The sequence below is a fragment of the Amnibacterium sp. genome (genome assembly GCF_051956055.1).
GTDB lineage: Bacteria > Actinomycetota > Actinomycetes > Actinomycetales > Microbacteriaceae > Amnibacterium.
In genome coordinates this window covers 72,794-99,330 of the sequence record NZ_JBQCGC010000105.1, presented here as the reverse complement: position 1 = coordinate 99,330, position 26,537 = coordinate 72,794, and the positions used below count along the sequence as shown (strand labels likewise).

General features: G+C 73.3%; 25 protein-coding genes. 7 read left to right on the top strand and 18 right to left on the bottom strand.

Annotated elements, in window-relative coordinates; translation table 11 throughout:
* Positions 1-40 precede the first annotated feature (40 nt).
* From ACTHLI_RS15040 to thyX, 8 genes are all read right to left on the bottom strand, one after another.
* Positions 41-523 (bottom strand): CinA family protein, encoded by a 483-nt coding sequence (locus tag ACTHLI_RS15040; protein ID WP_440185396.1) that lies wholly within the window; start codon positions 521-523, stop codon positions 41-43.
* Positions 520-1,119, bottom strand: a complete 600-nt coding sequence (gene pgsA, locus ACTHLI_RS15035; RefSeq protein ID WP_440185394.1) for a CDP-diacylglycerol--glycerol-3-phosphate 3-phosphatidyltransferase — start codon at positions 1,117-1,119, stop codon at positions 520-522. Before pgsA ends, ACTHLI_RS15040 begins: the two co-directional genes overlap by 4 nt.
* 90 nt (positions 1,120-1,209) lie before the next feature.
* A complete protein-coding gene (locus tag ACTHLI_RS15030) occupies positions 1,210-4,095 on the bottom strand; it encodes a DNA translocase FtsK (RefSeq protein ID WP_440185392.1) in 2,886 nt (961 codons plus the stop codon).
* Positions 4,096-4,200: 105 nt separating this feature from the next.
* The gene (locus ACTHLI_RS15025; protein WP_440185390.1) at positions 4,201-4,533 is read right to left on the bottom strand and encodes an SRPBCC family protein; all 333 of its coding nucleotides are present in this window, start codon (positions 4,531-4,533) and stop codon (positions 4,201-4,203) included.
* A gap of 171 nt (positions 4,534-4,704) precedes the next feature.
* The gene (locus tag ACTHLI_RS15020) at positions 4,705-5,058 is read right to left on the bottom strand and encodes an ArsR/SmtB family transcription factor (RefSeq protein ID WP_440185388.1); all 354 of its coding nucleotides are present in this window, start codon (positions 5,056-5,058) and stop codon (positions 4,705-4,707) included.
* A 118-nt stretch (positions 5,059-5,176) separates the two neighbouring features.
* Entirely contained in the window at positions 5,177-6,853 is a 1,677-nt protein-coding gene (locus ACTHLI_RS15015) for a ribonuclease J (RefSeq protein ID WP_440185385.1), read from the bottom strand.
* Complete coding sequence (gene dapA, locus ACTHLI_RS15010) at positions 6,853-7,821, bottom strand: 4-hydroxy-tetrahydrodipicolinate synthase (RefSeq protein ID WP_440185382.1); 969 nt, start codon at positions 7,819-7,821, stop codon at positions 6,853-6,855. Before dapA ends, ACTHLI_RS15015 begins: the two co-directional genes overlap by 1 nt.
* Before the next feature lie 47 nt (positions 7,822-7,868).
* On the bottom strand, positions 7,869-8,567 hold the full coding sequence (thyX, locus tag ACTHLI_RS15005) for an FAD-dependent thymidylate synthase (RefSeq protein ID WP_440185498.1): 699 nt from the start codon (positions 8,565-8,567) through the stop codon (positions 7,869-7,871).
* A 79-nt stretch (positions 8,568-8,646) separates the two neighbouring features.
* Between thyX and ACTHLI_RS15000 the strand changes: the two genes are divergently transcribed.
* Positions 8,647-9,069, top strand: coding sequence for a thioredoxin (locus ACTHLI_RS15000; RefSeq protein ID WP_440185380.1), 423 nt, complete (start codon positions 8,647-8,649; stop codon positions 9,067-9,069).
* Between the two features lie 25 nt (positions 9,070-9,094).
* Positions 9,095-10,102: a TIGR01777 family oxidoreductase gene (locus ACTHLI_RS14995; protein WP_440185377.1), complete on the top strand. Its 1,008-nt coding sequence runs from the start codon at positions 9,095-9,097 to the stop codon at positions 10,100-10,102.
* Between the two features lie 25 nt (positions 10,103-10,127).
* Here ACTHLI_RS14995 and ACTHLI_RS14990 read toward each other — a convergent pair whose 3' ends face one another.
* Both ACTHLI_RS14990 and dapB read right to left on the bottom strand, forming a co-directional pair.
* Entirely contained in the window at positions 10,128-10,562 is a 435-nt protein-coding gene (locus ACTHLI_RS14990) for a hypothetical protein (protein WP_440185374.1), read from the bottom strand.
* Complete coding sequence (dapB, locus tag ACTHLI_RS14985; RefSeq protein WP_440185372.1) at positions 10,559-11,281, bottom strand: 4-hydroxy-tetrahydrodipicolinate reductase; 723 nt, start codon at positions 11,279-11,281, stop codon at positions 10,559-10,561. Before dapB ends, ACTHLI_RS14990 begins: the two co-directional genes overlap by 4 nt.
* A 27-nt stretch (positions 11,282-11,308) precedes the next feature.
* On the opposite strand from dapB, the gene ACTHLI_RS14980 reads away from it, so the two are divergent.
* Positions 11,309-11,782, top strand: a complete 474-nt coding sequence (locus ACTHLI_RS14980; RefSeq protein WP_440185370.1) for a GNAT family N-acetyltransferase — start codon at positions 11,309-11,311, stop codon at positions 11,780-11,782.
* A 14-nt stretch (positions 11,783-11,796) separates the two neighbouring features.
* On the opposite strand, the gene ACTHLI_RS14975 is transcribed toward ACTHLI_RS14980, so the two are convergent.
* A complete protein-coding gene (locus ACTHLI_RS14975; protein WP_440185367.1) occupies positions 11,797-12,399 on the bottom strand; it encodes a histidine phosphatase family protein in 603 nt (200 codons plus the stop codon).
* Between the two features lie 123 nt (positions 12,400-12,522).
* Here ACTHLI_RS14975 and ACTHLI_RS14970 point away from each other — a divergent pair, with 123 nt between their 5' ends.
* Positions 12,523-13,107, top strand: coding sequence for a TetR/AcrR family transcriptional regulator (locus ACTHLI_RS14970; protein WP_440185365.1), 585 nt, complete (start codon positions 12,523-12,525; stop codon positions 13,105-13,107).
* 9 nt (positions 13,108-13,116) lie between these two features.
* On the opposite strand, the gene ACTHLI_RS14965 is transcribed toward ACTHLI_RS14970, so the two are convergent.
* The 4 genes from ACTHLI_RS14965 to ACTHLI_RS14950 all read right to left on the bottom strand — a co-directional run bounded on the left by ACTHLI_RS14965 (position 13,117) and on the right by ACTHLI_RS14950 (position 19,088).
* Positions 13,117-14,238 carry an aldo/keto reductase gene (locus ACTHLI_RS14965; RefSeq protein WP_440185362.1) on the bottom strand — a complete coding sequence of 374 codons (1,122 nt, stop codon included), beginning with the start codon at positions 14,236-14,238 and terminating at the stop codon, positions 13,117-13,119.
* A 67-nt stretch (positions 14,239-14,305) separates the two neighbouring features.
* Positions 14,306-15,250: an aldo/keto reductase gene (locus ACTHLI_RS14960; protein ID WP_440185360.1), complete on the bottom strand. Its 945-nt coding sequence runs from the start codon at positions 15,248-15,250 to the stop codon at positions 14,306-14,308.
* Between the two features lie 127 nt (positions 15,251-15,377).
* A complete protein-coding gene (locus ACTHLI_RS14955) occupies positions 15,378-17,591 on the bottom strand; it encodes a polyribonucleotide nucleotidyltransferase (RefSeq protein WP_440185357.1) in 2,214 nt (737 codons plus the stop codon).
* Positions 17,592-17,867: 276 nt separating this feature from the next.
* Positions 17,868-19,088 carry an MFS transporter gene (locus tag ACTHLI_RS14950; RefSeq protein ID WP_440185355.1) on the bottom strand — a complete coding sequence of 407 codons (1,221 nt, stop codon included), beginning with the start codon at positions 19,086-19,088 and terminating at the stop codon, positions 17,868-17,870.
* Positions 19,089-19,207: 119 nt separating this feature from the next.
* On the opposite strand from ACTHLI_RS14950, the gene ACTHLI_RS14945 reads away from it, so the two are divergent.
* Positions 19,208-20,185, top strand: a complete 978-nt coding sequence (locus tag ACTHLI_RS14945) for a PrsW family intramembrane metalloprotease (RefSeq protein ID WP_440185352.1) — start codon at positions 19,208-19,210, stop codon at positions 20,183-20,185.
* On the opposite strand, the gene ACTHLI_RS14940 is transcribed toward ACTHLI_RS14945, so the two are convergent.
* The 3 genes from ACTHLI_RS14940 to ACTHLI_RS14930 are packed head-to-tail and all read right to left on the bottom strand — an operon-like array spanning position 20,172 to position 23,418.
* Complete coding sequence (locus ACTHLI_RS14940) at positions 20,172-21,890, bottom strand: FAD-binding oxidoreductase (RefSeq protein ID WP_440185350.1); 1,719 nt, start codon at positions 21,888-21,890, stop codon at positions 20,172-20,174. The two genes, ACTHLI_RS14945 and ACTHLI_RS14940, sit on opposite strands and share 14 nt — an antisense overlap.
* Entirely contained in the window at positions 21,887-22,642 is a 756-nt protein-coding gene (locus ACTHLI_RS14935; protein WP_440185347.1) for a lysophospholipid acyltransferase family protein, read from the bottom strand. Before ACTHLI_RS14935 ends, ACTHLI_RS14940 begins: the two co-directional genes overlap by 4 nt.
* Positions 22,639-23,418 carry an SDR family NAD(P)-dependent oxidoreductase gene (locus tag ACTHLI_RS14930; RefSeq protein WP_440185344.1) on the bottom strand — a complete coding sequence of 260 codons (780 nt, stop codon included), beginning with the start codon at positions 23,416-23,418 and terminating at the stop codon, positions 22,639-22,641. Before ACTHLI_RS14930 ends, ACTHLI_RS14935 begins: the two co-directional genes overlap by 4 nt.
* Positions 23,419-23,439: 21 nt before the next feature.
* Between ACTHLI_RS14930 and ACTHLI_RS14925 the strand changes: the two genes are divergently transcribed.
* Both ACTHLI_RS14925 and ACTHLI_RS14920 read left to right on the top strand, forming a co-directional pair.
* Entirely contained in the window at positions 23,440-25,734 is a 2,295-nt protein-coding gene (locus ACTHLI_RS14925; RefSeq protein WP_440185341.1) for an SDR family oxidoreductase, read from the top strand.
* On the top strand, positions 25,731-26,498 hold the full coding sequence (locus tag ACTHLI_RS14920) for a putative protein N(5)-glutamine methyltransferase (RefSeq protein WP_440185338.1): 768 nt from the start codon (positions 25,731-25,733) through the stop codon (positions 26,496-26,498). The genes ACTHLI_RS14925 and ACTHLI_RS14920 overlap by 4 nt, the downstream gene beginning before the upstream one ends.
* Positions 26,499-26,537 lie beyond the last annotated feature (39 nt).

The window sequence follows — 26,537 nt, the reverse complement described above, 5'->3', positions numbered from 1 at the left end:
TGGTGTCGACGTGCCAGACGTAACGGGATCGAAACGCCGCCTATTCCGCCCGCAGGGTCTCGAGCAGCACCGCGAGCGCCAGGTCGACCGCTCCGGCCCGGACCGCCGCCCGGTCCCCGGGCAGCACGGCACCGCGGGCGAGCCGCCGCGTGCCGACGGCGACGCCGACCCACACGGTGCCCGGCGCCTTGCCGCCCTGCCCGTCGGGGCCCGCGACGCCCGTGGTGGCGACGCCGACATCGGCGGCACGCCCGTCCACGGCGAGCGCCCGTCGCACCCCGTCCGCCATCTGCTTCGCCACCTCGGGGTCGACGGGGCCCTCCCACTCGAGCAGCGTCGCGTCCACCCCGAGCACCGAGTGCTTCAGGCCCGTCGCGTACGCGACGACCGCCCCCGTGAGCACCGCCGATGCGCCGGGCACCCGCACGAACGCGTCGGCGAGCAGGCCCCCGGTGAGCGACTCGGCGACCGCGAGCGTGCGCCCGCTCCCACGGAGGAGGTCGAGGACCTGCTCGGCCGTCATCCGCGGTTCAGGCGCCGGTCGTCGACGAGGTACTGGATGCCGGTCAGCACCGTCACGACCAGCGCGGCGGCGATCAGGACCCCGTTCACCCAGGCCATCCACGTCCCGAGCAGGGCGGGGAGCGGCGCGAGCGCCAGCGTGATGGCCACCGACTGCAGGACGGTCTTGGTCTTCCCGCCCTTCGAGGCGGGCACCACCCGCTTCGACAGCACCGCGAACCGCCAGACCGTGATCCCGATCTCCCGGATCAGGATCAGCGCCGTGACCCAGACCGGCACCTCGCCGAACACGGACAGCACGACCAGCGCGGCGCCGGTGAGGGCCTTGTCGGCGATCGGGTCGAGGATCTTCCCGAGATCCGTGACGAGGTTCCTGCTGCGCGCGAGGTGCCCGTCGAGGCTGTCGGTCGAGATCGCGACGACGAACAGGGCAGTGGCGACCCAGCGGAGCGCGCCGCCGTGCTGCCCGAGCACGAGCACGACCACGAACACCGGCACGAGCACGATGCGGAGCATCGAGATCAGGTTCGGCACGCTCCACGTGCTCACCGGCCCGTCGCCGGCTCGCAGCATCCGCGGCTTCGCGGTGTCCGTCATGGCAGCCTCCGCTCCCAGGCTAGGGCCCGACGCTCCCGGTGGACCGTGAACAAGGTCCCGTTCCTCGCGCCGCGGCTGCGGTCCTGGACGTCAGTCGCGCCCGGTGAGGTCCCAGGCGTCCTCGGAGCCCTCGTCGGGCGCGTCGTCGTCGAAGTAGTCGAGGGCGACCTTGCCGCCGCCGCCCGCGGACGCGCCGTTGCCCGGCATGCCCCGCACGGCGGCGAGGGTCTCCTGCAGCTGGTCGGCGGAGACGAGCACGTCGCGCGCCTTCGAGCCCTCGGACGGACCGACGATCTTCCTCGACTCCATCAGGTCCATGAGCCGGCCGGCCTTCGCGAACCCGACGCGGAGCTTGCGCTGCAGCATCGAGGTCGAGCCGAACTGGGTCGTGACGACCTGCTCGATCGCGGCGAGCAGCAGCTCCATGTCGTCGCCGATGTCGCCGTCGATCTCCTTCGCCGGTGCGACCTCGGCCACGTCCTCGCGGTAGTCGGGGCGCGCCTGGTTCTTGACGTGCTGGACCACGGCCGCGATCTCGGACTCGTTCACCCACGCGCCCTGGATGCGCATCGGGTTCGCGGACCCCATGGGGAGGAACAGCCCGTCGCCCTGACCCAGCAGCTTGTCCGCGCCGACCTTGTCGAGGATGACGCGGCTGTCGGTCGCGGAGCTCACCGCGAACGCGAGCCGGCTCGGCACGTTGGCCTTGATGAGGCCGGTGACGACGTCGACGGAGGGGCGCTGGGTGGCGAGCACGAGATGGATGCCGGCCGCTCGAGCGAGCTGGGTGATGCGGACGATCGAGTCCTCCACGTCCCGGGGCGCGACCATCATCAGGTCGGCGAGCTCGTCGACCACGACGAGCAGGTACGGGTACCGCGAGAGCTTCCGCTTGGAGTCGGGCGGCAGCCGGATCTCGCCGTTGCTCACCGCCCGGTTGAAGTCGTCGATGTGCCGGAAGCCGAACGACGACAGGTCGTCGTACCGCATGTCCATCTCCTTCACGACCCACTGCAGCGCCTCCGCCGCCTTCTTCGGGTTCGTGATGATGGGGGTGATGAGGTGCGGCACGCCCTCGTACGCGGTGAGCTCGACCCGCTTGGGGTCGACCATCACCATGCGGACCTCCTGCGGGGTCGCCCGCATGAGCAGGCTCGTGATCATCGAGTTCACGAACGAGGACTTGCCCGCGCCGGTCGCTCCTGCGACGAGGAGGTGGGGCATCTTCGCCAGGTTCGCGACGACGTGGCCGCCCTCGACGTCCTTGCCGACGCCGATCGTCATGGGGTGCGGGGACTTCCGCGCCGGGCCTGAGCGGAGGATGTCGCCGAGGCTGACGATCTCCTTGTCCTCGTTCGGGATCTCGATGCCGATCGCGCTCTTACCCGGGATCGGGGACAGGATCCTGACCTCGTTGGAGGCGACGGCGTAGGACAGGTTCTTCGCGAGCGCGGTGACCTTCTCGACCTTCACGCCCGGGTTCAGCTCGACCTCGTACCGGGTGACCGTCGGGCCGCGCAGGTAGTCCGTGGCGCGGGCGTCGACCTTGAACTCGTCGAGCACGCTCTGGATCGCGGCCTTGATGCGCTCGTTCGCCTCGCTCTTCGCCTTCGGCGGGGTGCCCGCCGCGAGGAGGTGCTCGGGAGGCAGCCGGTAGGCGCCGGCCGGCGCCTGCGCCTGGAACGCGGCCGGCTCCTCCTGCTGGCCGGCCTCGGCCGGCACGTCAGCGGGCTGCACGGGCGCGGGGACGACCGGCGCCGCGGCGGGTGCGACGTCGACCGGCGCGGTGCGCGGGGCCTCGGTCCGCCCGGCGGCGAGCTCGTCGAGCGTCAGGAAGCCGAAGTCGGAGCCGTCGTCGGCGGCCTGCTGCCGCGGCTCGGCCGAGGCGTCCTCGGTGAACGGGAGGTCCGGCTCGGCGAGGGAGGCGGTCGGGGACGCGGACGGCACGGCCGCGGTGCCCGTCGCGTCGATCAGCGGGCTGTCGTAGGCGGGGTCGCCGTCGTGGAGCGGCTCGGCGGCCACCTCCTCGACCTGCTTCCTGCTGCCCGGCCACCACCGGCGGCGCTCACCCCGCGCCGGCGTCGCCGTCTCGTCCGCGCCCAGCGCGGTGAGGTCCGCGCCGTGGAGGTCGTCGCCGACCGCGTCGGGAACGGGCGCGTCGGCCTTGGCGCCGCGCTTGCCGCGGGGCGCGGGCGCGACCGCGGGCGGCTCGGCACCGGCCGCGGGGCCCGCGTCGAACAGGTACGCGTAGAGGGCCTTCAGCCGCTGCGGGAGCCGGTTCGGCGGGGTCTTCGTCAGCACGAAGGCGCTCAGCACGAGCACGACCGCGCCGATCGTCGCGGGGAGGGCCGGGCTGCCGCCCGCGAGCGCCTCCAGGGGCGTCACGACCAGCCAGCCCGCCACGCCGCCGCCGGCGGACAGGTCCTTGAAGTGCTCGGGCTGCGGGTTCCCGGCGACCACCTGCGCGATGGTCGATGCGGAGACGAGCAGCATCGCCGCTCCCACGCCGATGCGTCCGTTGTCGTGGACGGTCGCGGGGTGCCGGAAGAGCCACAGCGCCAGCAGCAGCATGAGCACGGGCAGCCCGACGGTGATCTGCCCGAGCAGACCGCCGAACGTGTAGAGGTGCACCGCCTGCGCGATCGGGTTCGCGCGGAAGAACCACTCGACCGCACCGCCGATCGCGGCGAGGACGAGCAGGAGGAAGGGGACCCCGTCCCTGCGCTGCTCCTTCTGCAGCGTCTCGGGACCGAAGGTGCGCGCCGCGCCGCCGGCGACGTGCGCCAGCCCCAGATAGGCGCGGGTGGCGACGGTGTCCTGCTCCTCCGGCGTCAGCGCCTTCGTGCGGCTGCTCGTACGGCTCGTCCCGCTGCGCGGCGACGCCGACCGCCCGGAGGCCGCCCGCGTCCGCGTCGTGGTGCCCGCGCTCCGGGCGACGGTCGCGCGGGCAGCATCCTTCCCCCTGGGTGCACCCATGCGGCCCAGGCTAGGTCGAGGCGGCGACACCGGCGGGGAGGGGGACGCCCCCCGTCTGGGGGACGCCCGCCCGGGCCGGCGCAGGGCAGTGCCGTCGTGCCGGCGTCAGACCGCCGCGGCGTCCGACGCGAGGATGCCGTCGATCTGACCCATCGCCAGGGTCAGCCCCTCCTCCATGCCCATGTCGAGCATGCGCTGCAGCTGCTCGCGCGACGGGAACGTGGAGACGAACACGACCCTGGTGCCCGCGTCGGTCGGCGTGAGGGTCGCGGCCATGCGGGTCCAGCCGAGCTCCTCGTTCGGCGTCGCCTGCTCGTCCGCGAAGGCGTCGTCGAGCTCGAACGACCGGGGCGCGTCGACCGCGACGATGCGCCAGACGCCGTATGCGCGTTCGCCGTCCGGGCCGACCATGACGTAGTGCGAGCCACCGCCCGGCACGAAGTCGTGCCGGAGGAAGCGGGCCGGCCACCCGGGAGGGCCCCAGTGGCCTGGAGCTGCTCGGAGTCGGCGTACAGCGCCCAGACGCGGTCGATCGGTGCGGCGAACTCGGCCGTGACGGTCAGCGACGGGACGTCGAGGTCCTTCTCGACGGAGAGGACGGGCATGGGATCACTCCTTCTGGTCGGGATCGTCCTCGGCGAGGACGCGATCCATGGCTGCGACGCGATGCCGCCAGAGCGACTCGTACCGGTCGAGCAGGGCGCGAGCCGCGCGGATGCGCTCCGGCTCCGCGTGCACGCGCTGCTCCCGCCCCGCGCGGCTCTTGCCGACGAGGCCCGCCTGCTCGAGCACGCCGACGTGCTTCTGCACGGCGGGCAGGCTCATCGCGTAGGACCGCGCGAGCGCCGACACCGACTGCTCGCGGTCGATCACGCGCACGAGGATGTCCCGCCGGGTCGCGTCCGCGAGCGCGTGGAAGACCCGGTCGACCTCCGCCTGACTCAACTCCACAATTGCAACCATCTGGTTACACGTTAGGGAGAGCGGCACTCCTGGTCAAGGCCCGCAGAGGACCCCACCGACGCGCGACGCCGACCCGCTGGTCGCGATGCGACCGGTCGACGCTTCGTTCTGAAGGAGATCAGGCGCTGACGACGACCGGGACGATCATCGGGCGACGGCGGTGCTTCGTGTTCACCCAGCGCCCGACGGTGCGGCGCACGACCTGCCGGTAGGCGTGCAGGTCCTGCGTGCCGTTCTGCGCCGCCTCCCGCAGCGCGTCGACGATCTGCGGCCGCACCTTCTCGAACACCTCGTCGTCCTCCGCGAACCCGCGCGCGTGGATCTCCGGCCCGACGACGCAGCGCCCCGTGCTCGGGTCGACGGCCACGAAGATCGAGATGAACCCCTCCTCGGCGAGCACGCGGCGGTCCTTCAGGTCCGCGTCGGTGATGGCGCCGACGCTCGACCCGTCCACGTAGACGAAGCCGAGGTCGTACTGGCCCGCGACCCGGGGCACGCCGCCCACCAGGTCGACGGCGGTCCCGTTCTCGGCGATGATCACGCGATCCTCCGGCACGCCGGTGTCCTTCGCGATCTGCGCGTTCGCCACCTGGTGCCGCACCTCGCCGTGGACGGGCATGACGCCGCGCGGCTGCACGATGTTGTAGGCGTACATGAGCTCGCCGGCCGCGGCGTGGCCGGAGACGTGCACCTTCGCGTTGCCCTTGTGCACCACGGTCGCACCGAGCTTCATGAGCCCGTTGATGACGCGGTACACGGAGTTCTCGTTGCCCGGGATGAGGCTCGAGGCGAGGATGACCGTGTCGCCCTCGCCGATCTCGATCGAGTGCTCGAGGTTCGCCATCCGCGAGAGCACCGCCATCGGCTCGCCCTGGCTGCCGGTCGACATGTAGACGATGCGGTCGTCGGGCAGCTTCGCGGCCTGCTTCAGGTCGACCAGCACGTCGCCGGGCACCTTCAGGTAGCCGAGGTCGGCGGCGATGCCCATGTTGCGCACCATGCTGCGCCCGAGCAGCGCGACCTTCCGGCCGTTGCGCTGCGCGGCGTCGAGCACCTGCTGCACGCGGTGCACGTGGGAGGAGAAGCTCGCGACGACCACCCGGCGCGGCGCTCTGCGGATCACGTCGTCGAGCACGGGACCGATGGCGCGCTCGAGCGGGGTGAAACCCGGCACGTCGGCGTTCGTGGAGTCGACGAGGAACAGGTCGACGCCCCGTTCCCCCAGTCGGGCGAACCCGCGCAGGTCGGTGATGCGGTGGTCGAGCGGCAGCTGGTCCATCTTGAAGTCGCCGGTGTGCAGCACCGTGCCTGCCGTGGTGCTGATGGCGATCGCGAGCGCATCCGGGATCGAGTGGTTCACCGCCACGAACTCGAGCGCGAACGGCCCGAGCTGCTCGGTCCCGCCCTCCTTGACCACGTGGGTGTACGGCTTGATCCGATGCTCCTGGAGCTTCGCCTCGACGAACGCGAGGGTCAGCGCCGATCCGAGCACCGGGATGTCGCGCTTCAGCCGCAGCAGGTACGGCACGGCACCGATATGATCCTCGTGCCCGTGCGTGAGCACGACCCCGACGACGTCGTCGAGCCGATCCCGGATCGGACCGAAGTCCGGCAGGATCAGGTCGACGCCCGGCTGGTCGGTCTCCGGGAAGAGCACGCCGCAGTCGACGACGAGCAGCTTGCCGTCGATCTCGAAGACGGTCATGTTGCGGCCGACCTCGCCGAGGCCGCCGAGGGGGACGATCCGGAGCGTGCCGGGGGCGACCGGGCGGGGCTCGGGGAGCTGCTCGCGCATCAGCGGGTCGTCCCGGCGACCTTGGGCAGCGCGCCGCCGGCGGCCGCGTTGCGGTCGGGGCGGAAGTTGCGGAAGTCCGCCCCCGCCACGTCGTGCACCAGTGCGAGCTCGTCCTCGATCACGGCGGCCTCCGCCTCCTCAGGTCCTACCAGGGGCAGCCGCACGCGCGGACTGCCGATCCGGCCGAGCCCGTGCAGCACGTACTTCGCTGCGACGGTGCCCGGCACGTGGGTCATGATCGCCCGCACCAGCGGCTCGAGCAGCCGGTGCTGAGCGGTGGCGGTGGCGAGGTCGCCCGCGTTCACCGCGTCGACGATCGTCCGGTACGGCGCCGCCGCGACGTTCGCGGTGACCCCGATGAGCCCCGACGCACCGATGGCGAGGTGCGGGAGGACGTTGGCGTCGTCGCCGGAGAAGTACAGGAGGTCCGTCTGGTTCAGGACCCGGCTGACCTCGCTGAAGTCGCCCTTGGCATCCTTGATCGCGACGATGTTCGGGTGCTTGGCGGCCCGGAGGATCGTCTCGTACCGGATCGGCACGCCGGTGCGTCCCGGGATGTCGTAGAGGATCACCGGCAGGTCGGTCGCGTCGGCGACCATGCGGAAGTGGGTCAGCAGCCCGGCCTGCGTCGGCTTGTTGTAGTACGGGGTGACGATCATCACGCCGTCCGCGGCGTGCGCGGACTTCTTGTACAGCTCGATCGCGTGGGCCGTCTCGTTGGAGCCGCCGCCCTGGATGATCTTCGCCCGTCCCGCGGACACGTCCCTCGCCACCTCGACGAGCCGCAGCTTCTCCGGGTCGGTGAGCGTGCTCGTCTCGCCGGTCGTGCCCGACACGACGATCCCGTCGGCGCCCGCGGTGATCACCGAGTCGATGTGCCGCTCGACGCCCGGCCAGTCGACCTCGCCGTCGGCGGTGAACGGCGTCACCAGGGCGACCAGCACCTGGCCGAAGGGGTTCTCTGGCACGGACCAGGAGCCTACCGGGCGACGCCGCCCCCGCTTCCGCGGGATCCCTACGGGGCGATGCGGCCGTTCGCGGTGAACGCGGCGTGGGTCGCGGGCATGAGCCCCGCCCACTGGGCCTCCATCGCCTCGGCCACGAGCTCGATCTCCCGCTGGGGGAAGGAGGGCACGGTCGCCTCCGGGTGCTTCGTGCGCAGCGAGAGGAAGTTCATCAGGCTCCTGGCGTTCATCGTCACGTACATCGACGAGTACAGGTTGAGGGGCAGCACGATGCGCGCCACCTCGCGGGCGACGCCCGCCTCGAGCATCGCCCGGTAGGCGCCGTACGCGGCGAGCGACTGCTGCCGAACGGCCTCCTGCACCACGGCGTGCTGCTCGGCGGACCCGGGGAGGAAGTCGTAGGCGCCCGGCTTGCCGACCTGGACCAGGTTGCGGTTCGCGTCCGGCACGTAGAAGACCGGCTGCAGCTCGCGGTAGCGCCCCGACTCCTCGTTGTAGGACGCGATCCGGTGCCGCATGAACTCCCGGAACACGAAGATCGGCGCCTGGACGTAGAAGGTCATCGAGTTGTGCTCGAAGGGCGAGCCGTGCCGGTCGCGCATCAGGTAGTTGATGAGCCCGCGGTCGCGCTTCGCGAGCTCGCCGTCGGTCTCCGCCGCCTCGAGCGACTGCTCCCCCACCGTGGAGACGCGGGCGGCGAACAGGACGTCGGCGTCGCGCGCGGAGGAGCGCACGAGCTCGACGGTCATCTCGGATCGGAACTCGGGTTCGACGTCGGTCACGGCGCCACCGTATCGACGGGCGCGGACACGCATACGCTCGACCCCCGTGCTCCCGCTCGTCCTCGCCGCGGCCGTGGGGGTGACGGCGCTGATCGGGTGGTCCTGGTGGCGCGGCGACGGCGCCCTCGTGCGCGGTTCCGGGGAGCGCATCCGGCCCGCCGAGGTGGCGCTGCCGGACGACGCGTTCGGTGCGCGGGCGACGCTGCTGCTGTTCGGCTCCCGGCAGGACGGGAGGACTGCGGAGGTGCGCGAGCGGCTCGCGGAGCTCGCGCACGGCGAGCAGGGGGTCCTCGTCGCCGAGGTCGACCTGACGGCCCGCGGTGACCTCGCCGGACGGTACGCGGTGACCCGCACCCCGAGCGTGTTCGCGCTCGACGGCGACGGCGCGCTCATGGCACGCGTGCGAGGGGCTGCGGACCGCCGCACGCTCAGGGCGGCACTCGACGCGGCGCTGCGCCGCGCGTCCTGATATCGGGCCCGGTTACGCTCGCTGCATGGCGCAGAAGCGGGTCCCCGTGCCGTCCGCCCGGCCGGCGCCGAGGCGGCCGCCCGAGCCGCCGCCCGCCGCCGTCCCCAAGCCGATCGTCCGCAGGCCGATCGCGAAGGACAGCCGTTTGCGCGTGCTCGTCGCGGGCGCGTCGGGGCTGATCGGGACCGAGCTGGTGCAGCAGCTGACCGCGGCGGGCCACACCGTCCAGCGGCTGGTCCGCAGGCCGCCCCGCGGGGAGCACGAGTTCAGCTGGGCGCCCGACGCGAAGATCCTCGACTTCCGACTGCTGGAGAGCGTCGACGCGGTGATCAACCTCTCCGGCGCCTCCCTCAACCGCATCCCCTGGACGACGCGCTACAAGGAGCAGATCCTGCGGTCGAGGGTGCGCGCGACGCAGGCGCTCGTGGAGGCGATGGGGATGGCGGCTTCCCCGCCGCCGATCTTCCTGTCGGGCTCGGCGGTCGGGTTCTACGGCGACCGGCCGGGCGAGACCCTGACCGAGGCGTCGCCCCGCGGCACCGGTTTCCTCGCCGACGTCGTCGCGGAGTGGGAGGGCGCCGCCGGGCTGGCGCCGTCACGCACCCGCACCGTGTTCCTGCGCACCGGCGTCGTGCTCGCGCCCGGCGGCGGCGCGCTGCAGCCCCTCACCCTCGCGACCCGCTTCGGGCTCGGCTCGACGGTCGGGCACGGCACGCAGCACTGGCCGTGGATCGCGCTGCACGACGAGGCGGCGGCGATCGTGCACCTGCTGACGAGCTCGCTCGAGGGGCCGGTGAACCTGGTCGGACCGACGGCGGCCACGAGCGAGGAGATCACCCGCCGCCTCGCCGCGGATCTGCACCGCCCGCACGTGCTGCGGCTCCCGGAGGCGGTCGTCGGCGCCGGGATGGGCGAGATGGGCCGGGAGCTCCTGCTGCCGAGTCAGAAGGTGATCCCGGCGAAGCTCGAGGAAGACGGGTTCGTCTTCCGCTACCGCACCAGCGACGAGGCGATCGACGCCGTCGTCTCCTGACCCCGGCTCCTGCTCCCGCCCGGGCTCAGCGGGAGAGGGCGATCGCGCGGCGGACCGCGGCGCGGGCCCTGCGCCGGTCGCCGGCGAGGTCGTACGCGAGCCCGAGCCGCAGCCAGGCGCGCCAGTCGTCCGGCCGGGCCTCCGCGGCCTCCGCGTACGGCTCGAAGACCGCGTCCGCCGCCGCGCGCTCGACGCGGCCGCTCGCCCGCCGCGGGAGGTCGTCGCCCGGCAGCGGCCCCTCGGCGGCGAGCCGGCGCGTCAAGCGCGTCGCCTGGAGCCCGAACAGCAGCTCCCGGACCAGCAGGTAGGCGCCGATCAGCGGGAGCACGAGCAGCGCGACGCCGATCCCGGCGCCGACGGGCGTCCCGGTCTGCAGGAAGGCGACCGCGCGGGTGACGACGAGGACGAGGTAGAGCGCCAGCACGAGCGCCATCGTCACCGCGCCCCCGAAGGCCCTCACCCGAACAGCAGCGGCTCGAGGCCGACCGTGACGCCCGCGAGCGTCGGCAGCGCGGCGAGCGCGAGCCGGATGCCGGCCGCGTAGGCGGCGGGCGAGACGGTCTCGTGCCGGATCGTCAGCAGCTCGCCGCTGCCGCCGAACAGCACGTCCTGCTTCGCCTGCACGCCGTCGAGCCGGAGGGAGTGGATCGGCACGCTGCCGACCTGCTGCCCTCGCGCGCGCTGGTCGGTGTGCGGCGCGGCGACGGGTCCCAGCTCGGCCCTGGCCGCGGCGATCCGCTCCGCGGTGGCCACGGCCGTGCCGGACGGCGAGTCCGCCTTGCCGGCGTGGTGCGCCTCCACGATCTCGATGGACTCGAACCAGGTCGCAGCCTGCTCCGCGAACCGCGCCGCGAGCACCGCGCCGATCGAGAAATTGGGCACGATGAGCACCGGAGGCGCACCGTCCGCGCGCCCGGCACGGAGCGAGCCGACCCGCTCCCCCGACCAGCCGCTCGTGCCGACGAGGACCGGCAGCCCCGCCGTGGTCGCCGCGGCGACCACCTCGGGTGAGACGTGCGGCAGCGTCACGTCGACGACCGCGTCGACCTCCTCGGCGAACCGCGGGGGATCCGACGACCCGATGCGCTGCACCACCTGCGCGTCGGGCATCCCGTCGACGACCTCCGCGACGAGTCGGCCCATCCGGCCGCTGGCTCCCACGACGGCGAGGCGGATCACGGGCGTCAACCCTAGCCTTGAGTCCTCATGCGCGTGATCGAGACGACCCCCGACGACCCGGTGACGGCCGAGCTGCTGACGGCCTACTTCGCGGAGCGGACGGCGGGCTTCACCGGGGGCGAGTACCGCGTCGCCCTGCCGGACCCCGCTCGGTTCGCCCCACCTGGGCTGTTCCTCCGCATCGACGACGACGGCGGCGCGCCGCTCGCGTGCGGCGGCCTGCGCGAGATCGAGCCGGAGGACGGTCGGCGGATGGAGGTCAAGCACCTGTACGTCACCCCGGCGGCCAGGGGCACCGGCCTCGGCAGGCGGCTCCTGACGCTCCTCGAGGCGCACGCGCGCCGCGCGGGCGCGGCCTGGCTCGTGCTCGACACGAACAGGGCCCTGGAGGCCGCAGGCGGCCTGTACCGGTCGAGCGGCTTCCTGCCCGTGCCCCCGTACAACGACAACCCGAACGCGACGGACTGGTTCGCGAAGCCGCTGACCCCGCCCGCCTCCTGAGCCCGAGCCCCGAATCAGATCGGCAGCGGCTCCACGAGCCCGGTGCGGAGCTCGACCGGCAGGTGGGCGAGGTCGTTGTGCGAGACGAGCGTCACCGGGCGGCCCGACCGCGCCTTCAGCACGGTGATGCCGCAGTGGGCCTGCGTGAGCCCGAGCCACCGCCACTCCGGCGCGTCGAAGGTGTGGCGCACGAACTCGGCGATCACGAGGTTGTGGGTGATGAGCACGTCGTGGCGCTCGCTGCCGCCCGGCGCCACGAACTCTGCGTACGCATCCGCCATCTGCGCGCGGCCCGCTTCGATCTCCGCGGGCGTCGCCGAGGCGAACCAGCTCATGAACGCCCGCGGCACCTCGGGGGTCGGACCGGACGGCACGCAGTCGAACAGCAGCGCCGAGGGCTTGGGCTCGAGGGACGGCAGCCGCTCCCGGACGATCTCCGCGGTCTCGGCTGCGACGGTGCTCGGGGCGTACCAGACGTTCGTCAGCGGCACGCCGCCCAGCCGTTCGGCGAGGAGCGCAGCCTGCCTGCGTCCCCGGGGGGAGAGCGGACCGTCGACGACGCCGTGCTCGGCGTCCCGGTGCTCGCCGTGCCGCACGAGGTAGAGGTACTGCGTCATCGCGGCACCGATCGTAGTCGCCGCAGCATGTGCAGCCGCCGGGCGCCCCGGCGAGGCGGACCGCTCGTTCCACCCCCGCCGGAGTACCGTGCCGCGACCGCGCTCTGCAGGAGGGGACCCGCCGTGACCGACATCCGGACCGCGCAGGCCCACACCTCGCCGGCCAGGGCGCGCCTCCTCGAGGTGGCGGACGAGCGCTTCTCCGCGGACGGCATCGCGGCCACCGGCGTCGATCGGCTCATCGCGGACGCGCAGGTCACCAAGGCGACCTTCTACAAGCAGTACGGCTCGAAGGACGCGCTCATCCTCGAGTACGTCCGGGAGCGGGCCAGGCGGAGCCGGGACAGGATGACGGCGATCCGGGACGCCGCCCCGGATCCGGCGGCGGCGCTCCGCGCGATCGTCGACGCGGTCGTGGCCGACACGGGCCGGCCGGGGTTCCGCGGCGACCCGCTCCTCAACGCGGCGGCGGAGTTCCCGTCGTCGACGCACCCGGTCCGGCTCGCGGTCGTGGAGCACCGCGACTGGTTCACCGGGTTCCTGGAGGACCGCTTCCGCGAACTCGGCCACCCACGGCCGGGTGGCGCCGCGGACGAGTTCGCACTGCTCTGCGACGGCGCAGTGTGCGGGGCGTACGCCGGGGACGCGGTCGCCGCGACCAGCGCCTTCGAGCGGGCCGCCGACCGGCTCGTCACCGGCGGCGCCTGACCGCCCGCCTCACTCGGCCGAGGCGCGCTCCAGGGCAGCCGCCTCGGAGCGGGAGAGGTGCACGCCCGACGCCGCGGTCGCGGCACAGACCTCCTCGACGGAGGTCGCGGACACGATCGGCGCCGTGACATACGGCCGGGTGAGCAGCCAGCCGAGGGCGACGGCCGCCGGCGGCACGTCCCGCTCCTCCGCGATCCGCACGACCGTCTCCACGATGCGCATCCCGCGGCGCGTCAGGCTCGGCTGCAGGCGCTCCGCGCGCGCCGGGTCGAGCTCCCGGAGGCGGCGGAGCGCCCCGCGGGTCGGCACCTGGGCGGCGAGGAAGCCGCCGGCGAGCGGCGACCTGGGCAGGCAGGCGAGCTCCTGCGCGTGCGCGACCTGCCGCACGCCGGTCTCGTAGTCGGCGCGCTGCATGAGGCTGTGCACGGGCAGCACGACCTCGAACCGGGGCAGCCCGCGCTGACCGGCGAGCACCCTCGCCTGGATCAGGCGCTCGGGCGAGTGGTCGCCCGCACCCAGGTGGCCGACGCGCTGCGCGTCCCGCAGCCCGGCGACGGCCGTCAGGGTCTCCTCCATGACGACCGCGGGGTCGTGCCCGGCGAGCACCAGCACGTCGAGCTGGTCGGTGCCGAGGCGCCGCAGGAGGCGGTCGACCGCGGTGTGCAGGCCCGCAGCGGTCGTGTCCCCAGCGGTGCCCACCCTCGCGAGCAGCACCGTCTGCTCGCGCCGTCGCCGGCTCGCGAGCCAGGTGCCGACGAGCTGCGCGGTGCCGCCGTCGGCGACGTCGTCGATGAGCAGCGCGTTGCCGCCGGCCGCCGCGTAGGCGTCGAGCAGGCGGTGGGCGGAGGTGCGGTCCGCCGTCTCGCCGAGCTTCGAGGTGTTGAGCACGACCGGGAAGACCGCGAGCCCCGTGCGGGCGAGGGGGCGCAGGCGGAACGGCTGCGACGGCGGGTCGAGCAGCGGGCGGGTGGCCCGGTTCGCCATCTGCGCCAGCGAGCGCTCGACCACGGCGAGCGCGGCCGCGACCGCCGGCTCCGGATCGGTGGCGAGGGGGCTGCCGAGCCCGGTGAGGTCGACGGGACGGGTCTCGTCGTCCGGCCGGCTGTGCCGGCCGCGTGGCTCGTCGCTCATGGCCCTCCCTCCGGTGCCCGAGCGTACGGGCCGCGGAGGACAGGAGGCCCGCGGCAGGCCGCGGTGGCTAGGAGTCGGTGACGCGGTCGAGGCGGTCGACCTGATCGGGCGTCAGATCGAGCGCCGCGCCGGGCAGCAGGTCGGCCAGCGCCCTGGCGCTCGGCACGCGGACCAGGGGGGCGACGACGTGGGGACGGGTGAGCAGCCAGGCGAGCGCGATCCGGCCGACGTGCTGCCCGGTCTCGGCCGCGATGTCGTCCATCACGGCGAGCACCGCCGCGCCGCGGCGGTTCACGTGGCGCAGCGCGCCCTGGAAGATCGGCGAGGCGGGCTTGTCGTGCCGCGACCGGAAGTCGCCGCGCAGGTAGCCGTTCGCCAGCGGCGTGCGCGCCAGCACGCCGAGGTCGGCTGCGACGGCGATCGGCGCGAGCTCCTGCTCGTACGGCCGCCGGTCCAGCAGGTTGTACTCGGGCAGGATGATCTCGACCCCGGGGATCTCCATCCTGCGCGCGGTCCGCACGGCCTCGCGGAGGGCCGCCGCACCGAATCCCGCGGCACTGATGTGGCCGACCTTGCCCGCGGCGATCAGCTCCTGCGCGGCGGTGAGCGTGTCCTCGATGGGGGTGGCGGGATCCTCGCCGTCGAGGCCGAGGATGTCGATCCGGTCGAGCCGGAGCCGCTCGAGCGAGGCGTCGACGCCGCGCCGGATCGACTTGGGCGACAGACCGAGCGCGTCCGGGTGCTTGCCGACCTTGGTGGCGATCACGAGCCGGTCGCGCTCGGGGTGCCTGGCCAGCCACGAGCCGATCATGATCTCGCTGCGGCCGCCCGCGTAGTGCGCGGCCGTCGAGATCAGATCGCCCCCTGCTGCGTAGAACAGGTCGAGCTGGTCCGCGGTCTCCTTGGCGTCGGTGGCCCAGCCGAAGACGCTCCCGTCGAGTGCGAGCGGGTAGACGGCCATGCCCGTCTGGCCCACGCGTCGCGAGATCGGACCGGAGAGCGCACTCGGCACACAGTCCCCTTTCGCTCATATGGACCTGGAAGAACGCAGTATCTCATGTTCAGAAATACTGCGAAGGTGCTTGACAAGAGCGGCCCCCGTCCTGAATCGGGACGGGGGCCGCTGGCACGCGGAGGCCTCAGGCCGTCGCGGGCTCCTCGACGACCGGGGCGAGCGAGAGCTTGCCGCGGTCGTCCATCTTCGTGATCTCGACCTGGATCTTCTGGCCCACGGCGAGCACGTCCTCGACGTTCTCGACCCGCTTGCCGCCGGCGAGCTTGCGCACCTCGGAGATGTGCAGCAGGCCGTCACGACCGGGCAGGAGCGACACGAACGCGCCGAACGCCGCGATCTTGACGACGGTGCCGAGGAACCGCTCGCCGATCTCCGGGTTGTGCGGGTTCGCGATCGCGTTGACGGCCGCGCGGGCCGCCTCCGCGCTCGGGCCGTCGACGGCGCCGATGTAGACGGTGCCGTCCTCCTCGATGGAGATGTCCGCGCCGGTGTCGTCCTGGATCCCGTTGATCGTCTTGCCCTTCGGGCCGATCAGCTCGCCGATCTTGTCGACGGGGATCTGGACGCTGATGACGCGAGGCGCGGTCGGCGCCATCTCGTCGGGGGCGTCGATCGCCTGGTTCAGCACGTTCAGGATGGTGAGCCGCGCCTCCTTCGCCTGCTGCAGCGCGCCGTCGAGCACCGACGACGGGATGCCGTCGAGCTTCGTGTCGAGCTGGATCGCCGTGACGAACTCGCTGGTGCCGGCGACCTTGAAGTCCATGTCGCCGAGCGCGTCCTCCGCGCCGAGGATGTCGGTGAGGGTCGCGTACCGCGTCTCGCCGTCCACCGTGTCGGACACGAGGCCCATCGCGATGCCCGCGACCGGTGCCTTCAGCGGCACACCGGCGTTCAGCAGCGACAGCGTGGACGCGCAGACCGAGCCCATCGAGGTCGAGCCGTTCGAGCCGAGCGCCTCGGACACCTGGCGGATCGCGTAGGGGAACTCCTCGCGGGCGGGCAGCACCGGCACGAGCGCGCGCTCGGCGAGGAAGCCGTGCCCGATCTCGCGACGCTTCGGGCTGCCGACGCGGCCGGTCTCACCGGTCGAGTAGGGCGGGAAGTTGTAGTGGTGCAGGTAGCGCTTCTTCGTGATGGGCGACAGCGAGTCGATCTGCTGCTCCATCTTCAGCATGTTCAGCGTGGTGACGCCGAGGATCTGCGTCTCGCCGCGCTGGAAGATCGCCGAGCCGTGGACCCGCGGGATGACCGCGACCTCGGCGTCGAGCGGGCGGATGTCCTTCAGCCCGCGGCCGTCCATGCGGACGCCCTCGGCGAGGATCCGGCCGCGGACGACCTTCTTCGTGACCGACTTGTAGGCGCCGGAGACCTCGCCGAGCGCGGAGGCGGGCAGCGAGCCCGCGTCGACTCGCTCCTGCACGGCGTCCTTGACCCGCGCCTTGAGCTCGTCGTCGGCGTCCTGCCGCTCGATCTTGCCGGCGATCCGGTACACGGCCTTCAGGTCCTCGAGCGCGAGCTCCTCGACGACCGCGTACGTCTCGTCGGAGTAGGGCAGGAAGACCGGGTACTCGCGGGTCTCCTTCGCGGCCTGCTCGGCCAGCTTCGCCTGCGCCTCGACGAGCGTCTTCAGGAAGGGCTTGGCGGCCTCGAGGCCCTGGGCCACGACCGCCTCGCTCGGCTTCGTCGCGCCGGCGCGGATCTTCTCGAACGCCGTCTCCGTCGCCTCCGCCTCGACCATCATGATCGCGACGTCGCCGGTCTCGGTCACGCGGCCCGCGACGGTCAGGTCGAAGACGGCGTCCTCGAGCTGCGCGAAGGTCGGGAACGCGACCCACTGGTCGTCGATCAGAGCCAGCCGGACGCCGCCGATCGGGCCGCTGAAGGGCACGCCGGACAGCTGGCTGGAGGCGGACGCCGCGTTGATCGCGAGCGCGTCGTAGAACTCGCCCGGCGCGATCGAGAGCACCGTGATGACGATCTGCACCTCGTTGCGGAGGCCGGTGATGAAGGACGGGCGCAGCGGCCGGTCGATCAGGCGGCAGACGAGGATCGCCTCGGTCGAGGGGCGGCCCTCACGGCGGAAGAAGGAGCCGGGGATCTTCCCGGCGGCGTAGGACCGCTCCTCGACGTCCACCGTCAGCGGGAAGAAGTCGAACTGGTCCTTCGGGTGCTTGCCGATGCTGGTCGCGGACAGCAGCATCGTGTCCTCGTCCAGGTACGCGGCGACGGAACCCTGCGCCTGCTGCGCGAGGCGGCCTGCCTCGAAGCGGATGGTGCGCTTGCCGAACTTCCCGTTGTCCAGGACGGCTTCGGCGGACTTGATCTCGGGACCCTCCAAGAGGTGTCTCCTTTTCTGATTCGTGGTCGAAGCAGACGGAGATCAGCGGGGAGGAGCGTGGCAAGCCGAGTCGTGCCGCGTCCACGGTGGACGGGGCCGAGCACGGCTTCTGGTCATCAGTAGAAGAGCGCGGGGCCGGCACCGGTCCCGAAGTCCACCACTAACGACCAGCTCCCTGCCGGTCTGCTCCGGTGCTCCGCGCAGACGCGAAGCGCGTTGATCGTACCAGGAGGCGTGTCGCGCCGACGGTGTCCGCGGATCCGGGGTCGGCCGTGTTCAGCGGCTGCCGACCTTCGTGGCCATGCGGGGGCCGGCGATCGCGACCAGCACCGCGACCACGGCGCTGAAGACCACGAGCACGGGAACGGCGGGCAGGAAGGCGATCGCGGCGCCGACGGCGAGCACCGGGACGGTGAGCCCCACGTAGGCGATGAGGAACATCGCGGCGAGCACCTCCCCCCTCCGCTCGGGCTCCACCAGGCCGCCCGCGACGCCGAGCGAGGCGCGGAACAGGAGGCCCACGCCGGCTCCGGCGACGAGACCCCCCACCACGAAGACCGCCTCCGCAGCGAGGAGGGCGCCGGTCGCCAGCCCGGCCAGGCCGACGACCATCGCGACCGTCGCGACGACGAGCTGCACACGGACGGGCACGGGGGTGAAGAAGAGCTGCGCGACGGCCGCCACGGCGAAGACGCCGAACGGCACCGCTCCCGCCACCAGCCTCGACGGGGAGTGGAACTCGCCAGCCAGGAAGGAGGGCGCCAGGGAGGTGAAGAGGCCGAACACGGCGAAGGCGCCGAAGACGCCGGCGCCCGCGGCGGAGAACACGTCCCTGCCCTCCGCGGGCACCGCGACCCGCTGGGGCCGCCACGGCCTGGCGGTGCGGTGCACCGTCTCGGGTGTCGCCAGCATCACCGCCGCCGCGAGGACCAGCACGACCACCGCCACCAGGTAGGGCGTCACGAGCGGCGCGGGCACGAAGGCGGCCAGCACGCCGCCGACCAGGGGACCGAGCCCCAGCCCGCCGATGTTCGCGACCGTCGCGACCGCGGCGGGCACGCCCGCGCGAGCCTCGCCGTGGGCGGTGCGCCACAGCTCCCCCAGGTGCGCCGTCGCCGCGGCGGTCAGCGCCCCCACCCCGAGACCGGTCAGGAACCGGGCGGCGATCAGCACCGGCACGGTCGGCACCAGGGCGAAGAGCACCGCCGCGATCAGCTCGAGGACCAGGGCGACCAGGACCGGCCGCTTGCGTCCCACCCAGTCGGAGACGTGCCCGACCAGGTACAGGCTGAGCGCGACGCCCACGGCGTACGCCGCGAAGACGACCGTGACCACCCAGGTCGGGAAGCCGTCCCGCTGCTGGTAGATCGCGTACAGGGGCGTCGGGATCGTCGTGAACGCCATCGCGGCCAGGAACACCGCCGCGGTCGTCCAGAACGCGGCCCCAGCCGGGAGGCGGGTCGCGGGAGCGGGCGGGCTGGAGGTGGTCACGGGCATCCATGGTGCCTCCCCCGACCTGACCCCTCGGCGGTCCTCGCACTCGTGCGGAACCGGGCGCCGGCCGGGTGCCCGCCGACCATCAGCCGGACTCCGGCTCCGCGTGTCACGCTGCGCCGATGAGCACCGCGGCCCCGCACCAACCCGTCTTCCGCCACGCCGAGGAGCCGGAGCGCACGCGCCGGCACGGCTGGTGGTGGAAGTTCCTCCTCGCCGGTGCCGCGCTGTGGCTCGCCACCATCGTGGCCACCGTCCTCACGCTGAACGCGAACCTCGTGCCGACGCTGATCCTGCTCGGCAGCTTCCTGATCCCGTTCACCGTCGTGCTGTTCGCCGCCGAGCGGATGAACCGGTCGTTCCCGCTCACGTCGCTGATGATCGCGTTCTTCGTCGGCGGCGTGCTCGGCGTGCTCGGCGCCTCGCTGCTCGAAGCCCCGCTCCGCGCGAGCGGCCTCGGTGGGTTCATGCTCGTCGGGCTGATCGAGGAGCTCGTCAAGGGTGTCCTCCTCGTCGTGATCGGAGCACGGATCGCGCCGAAGACCGCCCGGCAGGGCGCGCTCCTCGGCGCGACCGTGGGTGCCGGCTTCGCAGCCTTCGAATCGGCGGGCTACGCGTTCAACGCGGCCCTCTCGAGCCGCGGCATCGACCTGCTCGGCCTCCTGCAGACGGAGGTGGTCCGAGCGGTGCTGACCCCGCTCGGGCACGTGCTGTGGACGGCGGTGCTCGGTGCGGCGATCTTCGCGGCGTCCAGGGACGGCTATCGGTACCGGCTCTCGATCGGGGTGGTGCTCACCTACCTGCTCGTGGCCGTGCTGCACGGGCTCTGGGACTCGATGGGCGGCATCAGCACGATCATCGCGATCCTGTCGACCGGCAACGCCGTGCCCGCGCTCTACTACAACACCCTCCGGCCCGGGACCGCTGGCGAGGTGGGCGCCATCACCACCGGCGTCTACGTGCTCGGGCTCGGCGTGGTGTCGGTCATCGGCGGCATCGCGCTGCGCGGCATCGTGCGGCACCACCGGACCCGCGACCGCGCGCTGTCGGAGCAGCTCGCGCGGCCGCAGGCCGGCGAGGAGCCGGTCAGCTCGCCGTGATCTTCGCGGGGTTCAGGTTCCGCCCGGGGTCGGTCGCGGTGAACAGCCCCTCGAGCACCCCGATGCCCGACTCGGACAGCACGTCCGGCAGCCATTCCGCGTGCTCCACCCCGATGCCGTGGTGGTGGCTCGGCACGCCGCCGAGGTCGATGAACGCCTGCTGGATCGCGTGCTTCACGACGTCGTACTCCGCCTCAGGGTCCTCCCCCATCACGAACGCGAAGGTGAAGTAGAGGCACGCGCCGGAGTGGTACGAGTGCGACAGGTGGCTCATGATCCAGCCCTTGCGCCCGATCGACTCGTACGCCGCCTCGGCGGCGGCGATGACGCCGTCGTGCATGCGGTCGAGCCCGGTCCACGGCACGCTCGTCTCCGAGACGTCGCCCGCGGTGCCGCGGTCGAGGAGGAAGTCGCGCAGGTACGGGGTGTCGAACTTCTTCTGGTCGTAGAGCACGCCCGGGCCGGTGCCGACGCCGATGCCGCCGTTGCGCTTGACGATGCGCTCCACCGCGCGGCGCTGCTTCGCCACGTGGTCCGGCGCACCCTCGTAGCCGATGAAGGAGAGGCACATCTCGTCGAGGTTCCAGCCGCGGCGCTTCAGGAACGCGAAGAGGCCCCGCTGCGCGAGCCCGGAGAACCCCTTCGACTCCTTCGAGGTGGCGAGGGAGAACCCGGTCTCCCGGCCGTCGGAGACGCGGGTGACGGCGGGATGGACGTCGCTCTCGGCGATCTGCCGCATCGCGCGGCTGCCCGCGCGCCAGTTCGGGAAGAAGTAGGCGTGGATGACGCGCTTCGCGGGCGTGCGGTGCACCTGCACGGTCGCCTCGGTGATCACCCCGAGGCGCCCTTCGCTCCCGAGCACCATCTCCTTGACGGACGGGCCGGTGGAGGCGGACGGCGACGGCCGCAGCTCGAGGAGGCCGCCCGGCCGCGCGACGTGCAGCCCCTTCGTGATGTCGGCGATGTCGCCGTACTTGTCCGACTGCATCCCGGAGGAGCGCGTCGCGATCCAGCCGCCGAGGCTGGAGTGGGTGAACGAGTCGGGGAAGTGCCCGATCGTCCAGCCCCGCGCGTTCAGCTGGGCCTCGAGCGCCGGTCCGAGCGCACCGGCCTGGATCCTCGCGAGCCCCGAGCCCTCGTCGATGTCGAGCACGCGGTCGAGCAGGCCCATGTCGAGCGAGACGACCGGGCGCGTCTCGTTCGGCACCGGCTCGAGCGAGCCCGCGATGTTGCTGCCGCCGCCGAACGGGATGAGCACCGCGTCGTGCGCGACCACCACGTCGACGACCGCCTGCACCGCGGTCTCGTCCGCGGGGTACACGACGAGGTCGGGCACCCGGGGCAGCCGGCCGGCGCGCACCTTGATCAGGTCGCGGATGCTCTTGCCGTAGGTGTGGACGACCCGGTCGAGGTCGCCGTCCCGCACCCGCTCGGCCCCGACGGCGTCGGCCAGCGCCGCCCGCAGGTCGCCTCCCGCGATGGAGGCGGGCACGTCGATCGCGCCGAAGTCGGGCTGGTCCAGGGGGCGCACGGCGTGGAGGTCGAGCCCGACCGCCTTCAGCACGAAGGGGGCGAAGGCGGGCTTGTCCTCGTGGTGGAACGCGACGCCGGGGACGCCCCAGCCCCACCACTTCATGTGCTCGACCGGCGCGGCCGGATCGGAGCGCTCGGCCGCGGCGCCGGTGAGGGGGGCGAGGTCGGTCATCGGGATCCTCTCGTCGCGGCGCCGCGCCCCCGGGAGAGGACGGCGTGCGCGTGCTCGTCGTGCAGTCGCTGCACCTCGCCGCGGACGCGGCGCATGTAGTCGGTCGGGTTCTCCCCCGCCTCCGCGAACACCGGGTCGCCGTAGACGACGGCGACCGGCGGACGACCGGGCTTCGGCCACTTCGAGCCGCGCGGGTGGGCGAAGTGCGCGCCGATGATCGCGACGGGCAGCATCGGCACGTTCGACTGGCTCGCGAGCGCGGCGGCGCCGACCTTGAACTGGCCGATCCTGCCGGTCCGGCTCCTGGTCCCCTCCGGGAAGATGATCAGCGGTACGCCGCGCGCGAGCAGCGCCCGCGCCTCGGACGCCGGCCGGTTGATGCCCGCGCGATGGATCGGGAACGCGTTGAAGAACAACGCGGTCAGCCCCTTCCTCCAGCGCACGTCGAAGAAGTAGTCGGCCGCGGCGCCAACCGACACGTACCGTGCGAGGCGGCGCGGCAGTGTCGTGCAGAGCAGCGGTGCGTCGAGATGGCTGGTGTGGTTCGCGACCACCACGAACGCCCCGCGCAGACCGGTCAGGCGCTCGCGCCCGAGGATCCTGACCCGCACCACCGAGCGCAGCACCCCGCCCAGGAGGACGCGCTGCGCGACCCAGCGCGCGGCCGCCATCGGCTTCGAGGTGTATCGATCGAACCGCACACCCGGGGGTTCGGAGCCGACGGGTCGCTTGGTCGTCACCCGCGTCGTCACTCGGGAAGGCTACTGCGGCGGCGCTCGCTGAGCGCTCTGGAGACCCGCCGGATGCCCGATCTCGGCGCATGCCTCGCGACGAACATGAGCGCCTTGTACCTGGCGCTCGGGGTGGAGACGACCTTCCCGCGCGACAGGTCGCGGAGCGCCGCCGCGACGAGGTCGTCCGCGTCGAGCCACAGGCCTCCCGGCATGGAGGAGCCGCTGATGCCCGCGCGGGCATGGAACTCGGTGCGCACCCAGCCGGGTTCCAGCGCCATCGCGGTCACGCCGGTGCCCTCGAGCTCGTTCGCGAGCCCCTCCGTGAACACCGTCACCCACGCCTTGATGGCCGAGTACGCCCCCATGGTGATGCGGCCGGCCGTCGACCCGACGTTGACGATGCGGCCGCGCCCCCTGGCGGTCATCGCGCGTCCCGCCGCGCCGGACAGCACCTGCACCGCCCGGACCATGACCTCGAACGCGCGGTCGTGCGCGGCCTGGTCGGTCGACAGCAGCGGGGCGCGCACCGAGAAGCCGGCGTTGTTGACGAGCAGGTCGACGGGGCGCGCCGCGTCCTCGAGCCGCGCCGCGACCCGGCTCACGTCCGCCCGATCGGCGAGGTCGGCCCTGAGCACCTCAACGGCCCTGCCTGCCGCCCGGTAGCGCGCGGCCTCGGACTCGAGGCGCGCCTCGTCGCGGGCCACGAGCACGAGGTCCCAGCCTCGGGCGGCGAGGGCTCGCGCGAAGGCCGCGCCGATGCCGCTCGTCGCCCCGGTCACGAGCGCGGTCGCCATTCCGCATACGATACGGACCCGATGACTGCCCCCGCTGGTGCCGACAGCGGCGCCCTCAACTCCGACGGGCCCGTGGGGCGACTCTCCGGGCACGTGCTCGTCACCGGTGGCACCGGTTTCGTCGGCCAGGCGGTGCTCGAGCGGCTGCTCGTCTCGCATCCCGAGACCCGCATCTCGCTGCTCGTGCGCGGCAAGACGGGCCAGAGCGCCGACGACCGCGTGCGCAAGCTGCTGTCGAAGCCGGTGTTCAAGGCCTGGCGCGAGGCGGTGGGCCGCGACGAGGCCGCGCGGATCTTCACGGAGCGCGTGTCCGCGATCGAGGGCTCGCTCGACGCCGTGCCGGCGCTGCCCGCCGACCTCGACGTCGTGATCCACAGCGCGTCGACCGTGTCCTTCGATCCGCCGATCGACGAGGCCTTCGCGACGAACGTGGGCGGCGCCTCCGGGATCTACGGCGCCCTCCGCGACAGCGGCGCCGACCCGCACGTCGTGCACGTCTCCACCTGCTACGTGGGCGGGATGCGCAAGGGCGTGCTGCCGGAGGCGTCCCTCGACCACGGCGCCGACTGGCGGGTCGAGTCCGCTGCCGCCGCGGCCTCGAGGCAGCGCGTCGAGCTCCGCAGCCGCGAGCCCGGCGTGCTCAGGACCCTGCTGCTCCGCGCCAGGGCCGAGCACGGCAAGGAGGGCCCGCGGGCCGTCGCCGCGGCCGCGGAGGCCGCGCGCGTCGACTGGGTGAAGAAGCGGCTGGTCACCGCGGGCCGCGCCCGCGCGCAGAGCCTCGGCTGGACCGACGTGTACACGCTCACGAAGGCGCTCGCGGAGCGGGCCGCGGAGGAGCTGTGGGGTGCCGAGCACCGGCTGTCGGTGGTGCGCCCGAGCGTGATCGAGAGCGCGCTGGAGCACCCGTTCCCCGGCTGGATCGACGGGTTCAAGGTCGCCGACCCGCTGATCATCGCGTTCGGCCGCGGTCAGCTGCCGGACTTCCCGGGCGTGCCCGACTCCGTGCTCGACATCATCCCCGTGGACTTCGTCGTGAACGCGATCCTCGCGGCCGCGGCCACGCCGCCGCATCCTGCCGCCCCGAGGTACCTGCACGTCGCCTCCGGGGCCAGCAACCCGCTGCCGTTCCACGAGATGTACCGCAACGTCCACGAGTACTTCACGGCGAACCCGATCCCGGACACGCCGGGGGCCGAGCGCGTGCCGACGTGGCAGTTCCCCGGCGACCGGCGCGTGGAGCGCGCGATCCGGCGCGCGGAGACGCTCGTCGGCGCCGCGAACACCGCGCTCGACCGGCTGCCTTCGACCCCGAGGACGCGGGAGTGGCAGCGGACGATGGGCCGCCGCGAGCGCGACGTGAGCAGCCTCCGCCAGCTCTCCGACCTGTACCGGGCGTACGTCGGGACCGAGCTGATCTTCGACGACACCGTCGCACGGGCCCTCAACGCGCGGATCGCGGAGGCGTGGCCCGGTGAGGGGTTCGACACGACGCGGATCGACTGGGGCGACTACCTCCAGCGCGTGCACGTGCCGGCGATCACGCAGCTGATGCGGGTGTTCTCGCGCGGCCGCGGCGGCGACCGCACGCCGACAGGCGCCGCGCCGAAGCCGCTGCCGGAGCGGACCGACGTCGTGGCGGTGTTCGACCTCGAGGGCACCGTCGTCGAGTCGAACATCGTGCAGCAGCTGCTGTGGGTGCGCAGGGCGCAGGGCGGCGAGGCGGCTGCCGCCGCGGAGGCCGGCTCCATCCTCACCCGCCTGCCGTCGTACCTGGCGGCCGAGCGGCGCGACCGCGGGGAGTTCCTCCGGACCTTCCTCCGCCGGTACGCGGGCATGCCCGCCGAGCGGCTGGAGGCGGCCGTGCGCGGCGGGTACACCGACGCGCTGCTCGCGCACACGAGCAGCGCGGCGCTGCGGCGCGTGCGCGAGCACCGCGCCGCCGGCCATCGCACGGTGCTCGTGACCGGCTCGATCGGCGTGCTGGCCGAGCCGCTCGCCGCGCTGTTCGACGAGGTCGTCGCCGGCACCATGCACGAGGACGGCGGGACCCTCACCGGCTACCTCGGGGCGCCTCCGCTGGTGGACGAGGCGAGGGGCGCCTGGCTCGTGCAGTACGCCGAGCGCGGCGGGTACGACCTCGCGGGCTCCTACGCGTACGGCGACAGCGTCGCGGACCTGCCCTGGCTGTCGCTCGTCGGCACCGCGACCGCGGTGAACCCGGACGCCCGGCTCGCCCGCGCGGCGCTGAAGCGGCGCTGGGCGATCGTCGACTGGCGGCGCGGCGGGGTGTCCAGGGCGGACCTCGGCACCGCGTGACCGATCCGGCCGACGTCGTCGCCCGGCTGCGCGCCTCCGGTGTGGTGTTCGCGGAGGAGGAGGCGGCGCTGCTCGCGGACGCGGCGACCGGCGACCGGCTCGAGGCGCTCGTGGCGCGCCGGATGGCGGGTGAGCCGCTCGAGCCGCTGCTCGGCTGGGCGGCGTTCGACGGACTCCGCGTACCGGTCGACCCTGGCGTGTTCGTGCCGCGCCGTCGCACCGAGCTCCTCGCCAGGGAGGCGGCCGCGCGCGCGAGGCCCGGCTCCGTGGTCGTGGACCTCTGCTGCGGCACCGGCGCGGTCGGGCTCGCGATCGCGACCCGCGTCCCCGGCGTCCGGCTGCACGCCGCGGACCTCGACCCCGCGGCGGTCACGAACGCGCGCCGCACCGTGACCTCCGTCGGCGGCGCGGTCTGGGAGGGCGACCTCTACGCGGCGCTGCCCGAGCGGCTCCGGCACGGCGTCGACGTCATCGCCGCGAACGCGCCGTACGTGCCGACGGACCGCATCGCGGACATGCCCCGGGAGGCCCGCGACTTCGAACCGCACCTCGCGCTCGACGGGGGCGACGACGGGCTCGCCCTGCACCGTCGCGTCGCGGCGGGCGCCGCGGACTGGCTCCGGCCGGGCGGCAGCCTGCTCATCGAGACCGGCAGGACCCAGGCGGCGTGGACCGCGCTGCTGCTCGAAGGCGCGGGCCTCGACGCCGACGTCGTCTCGGACGACGGGATCGACGGCACGGTCGCGATCGGCGTCCTCCCGTAGCCGACACCCCAGCCGGGCGGCGCTAGCGTCGTCGGGACG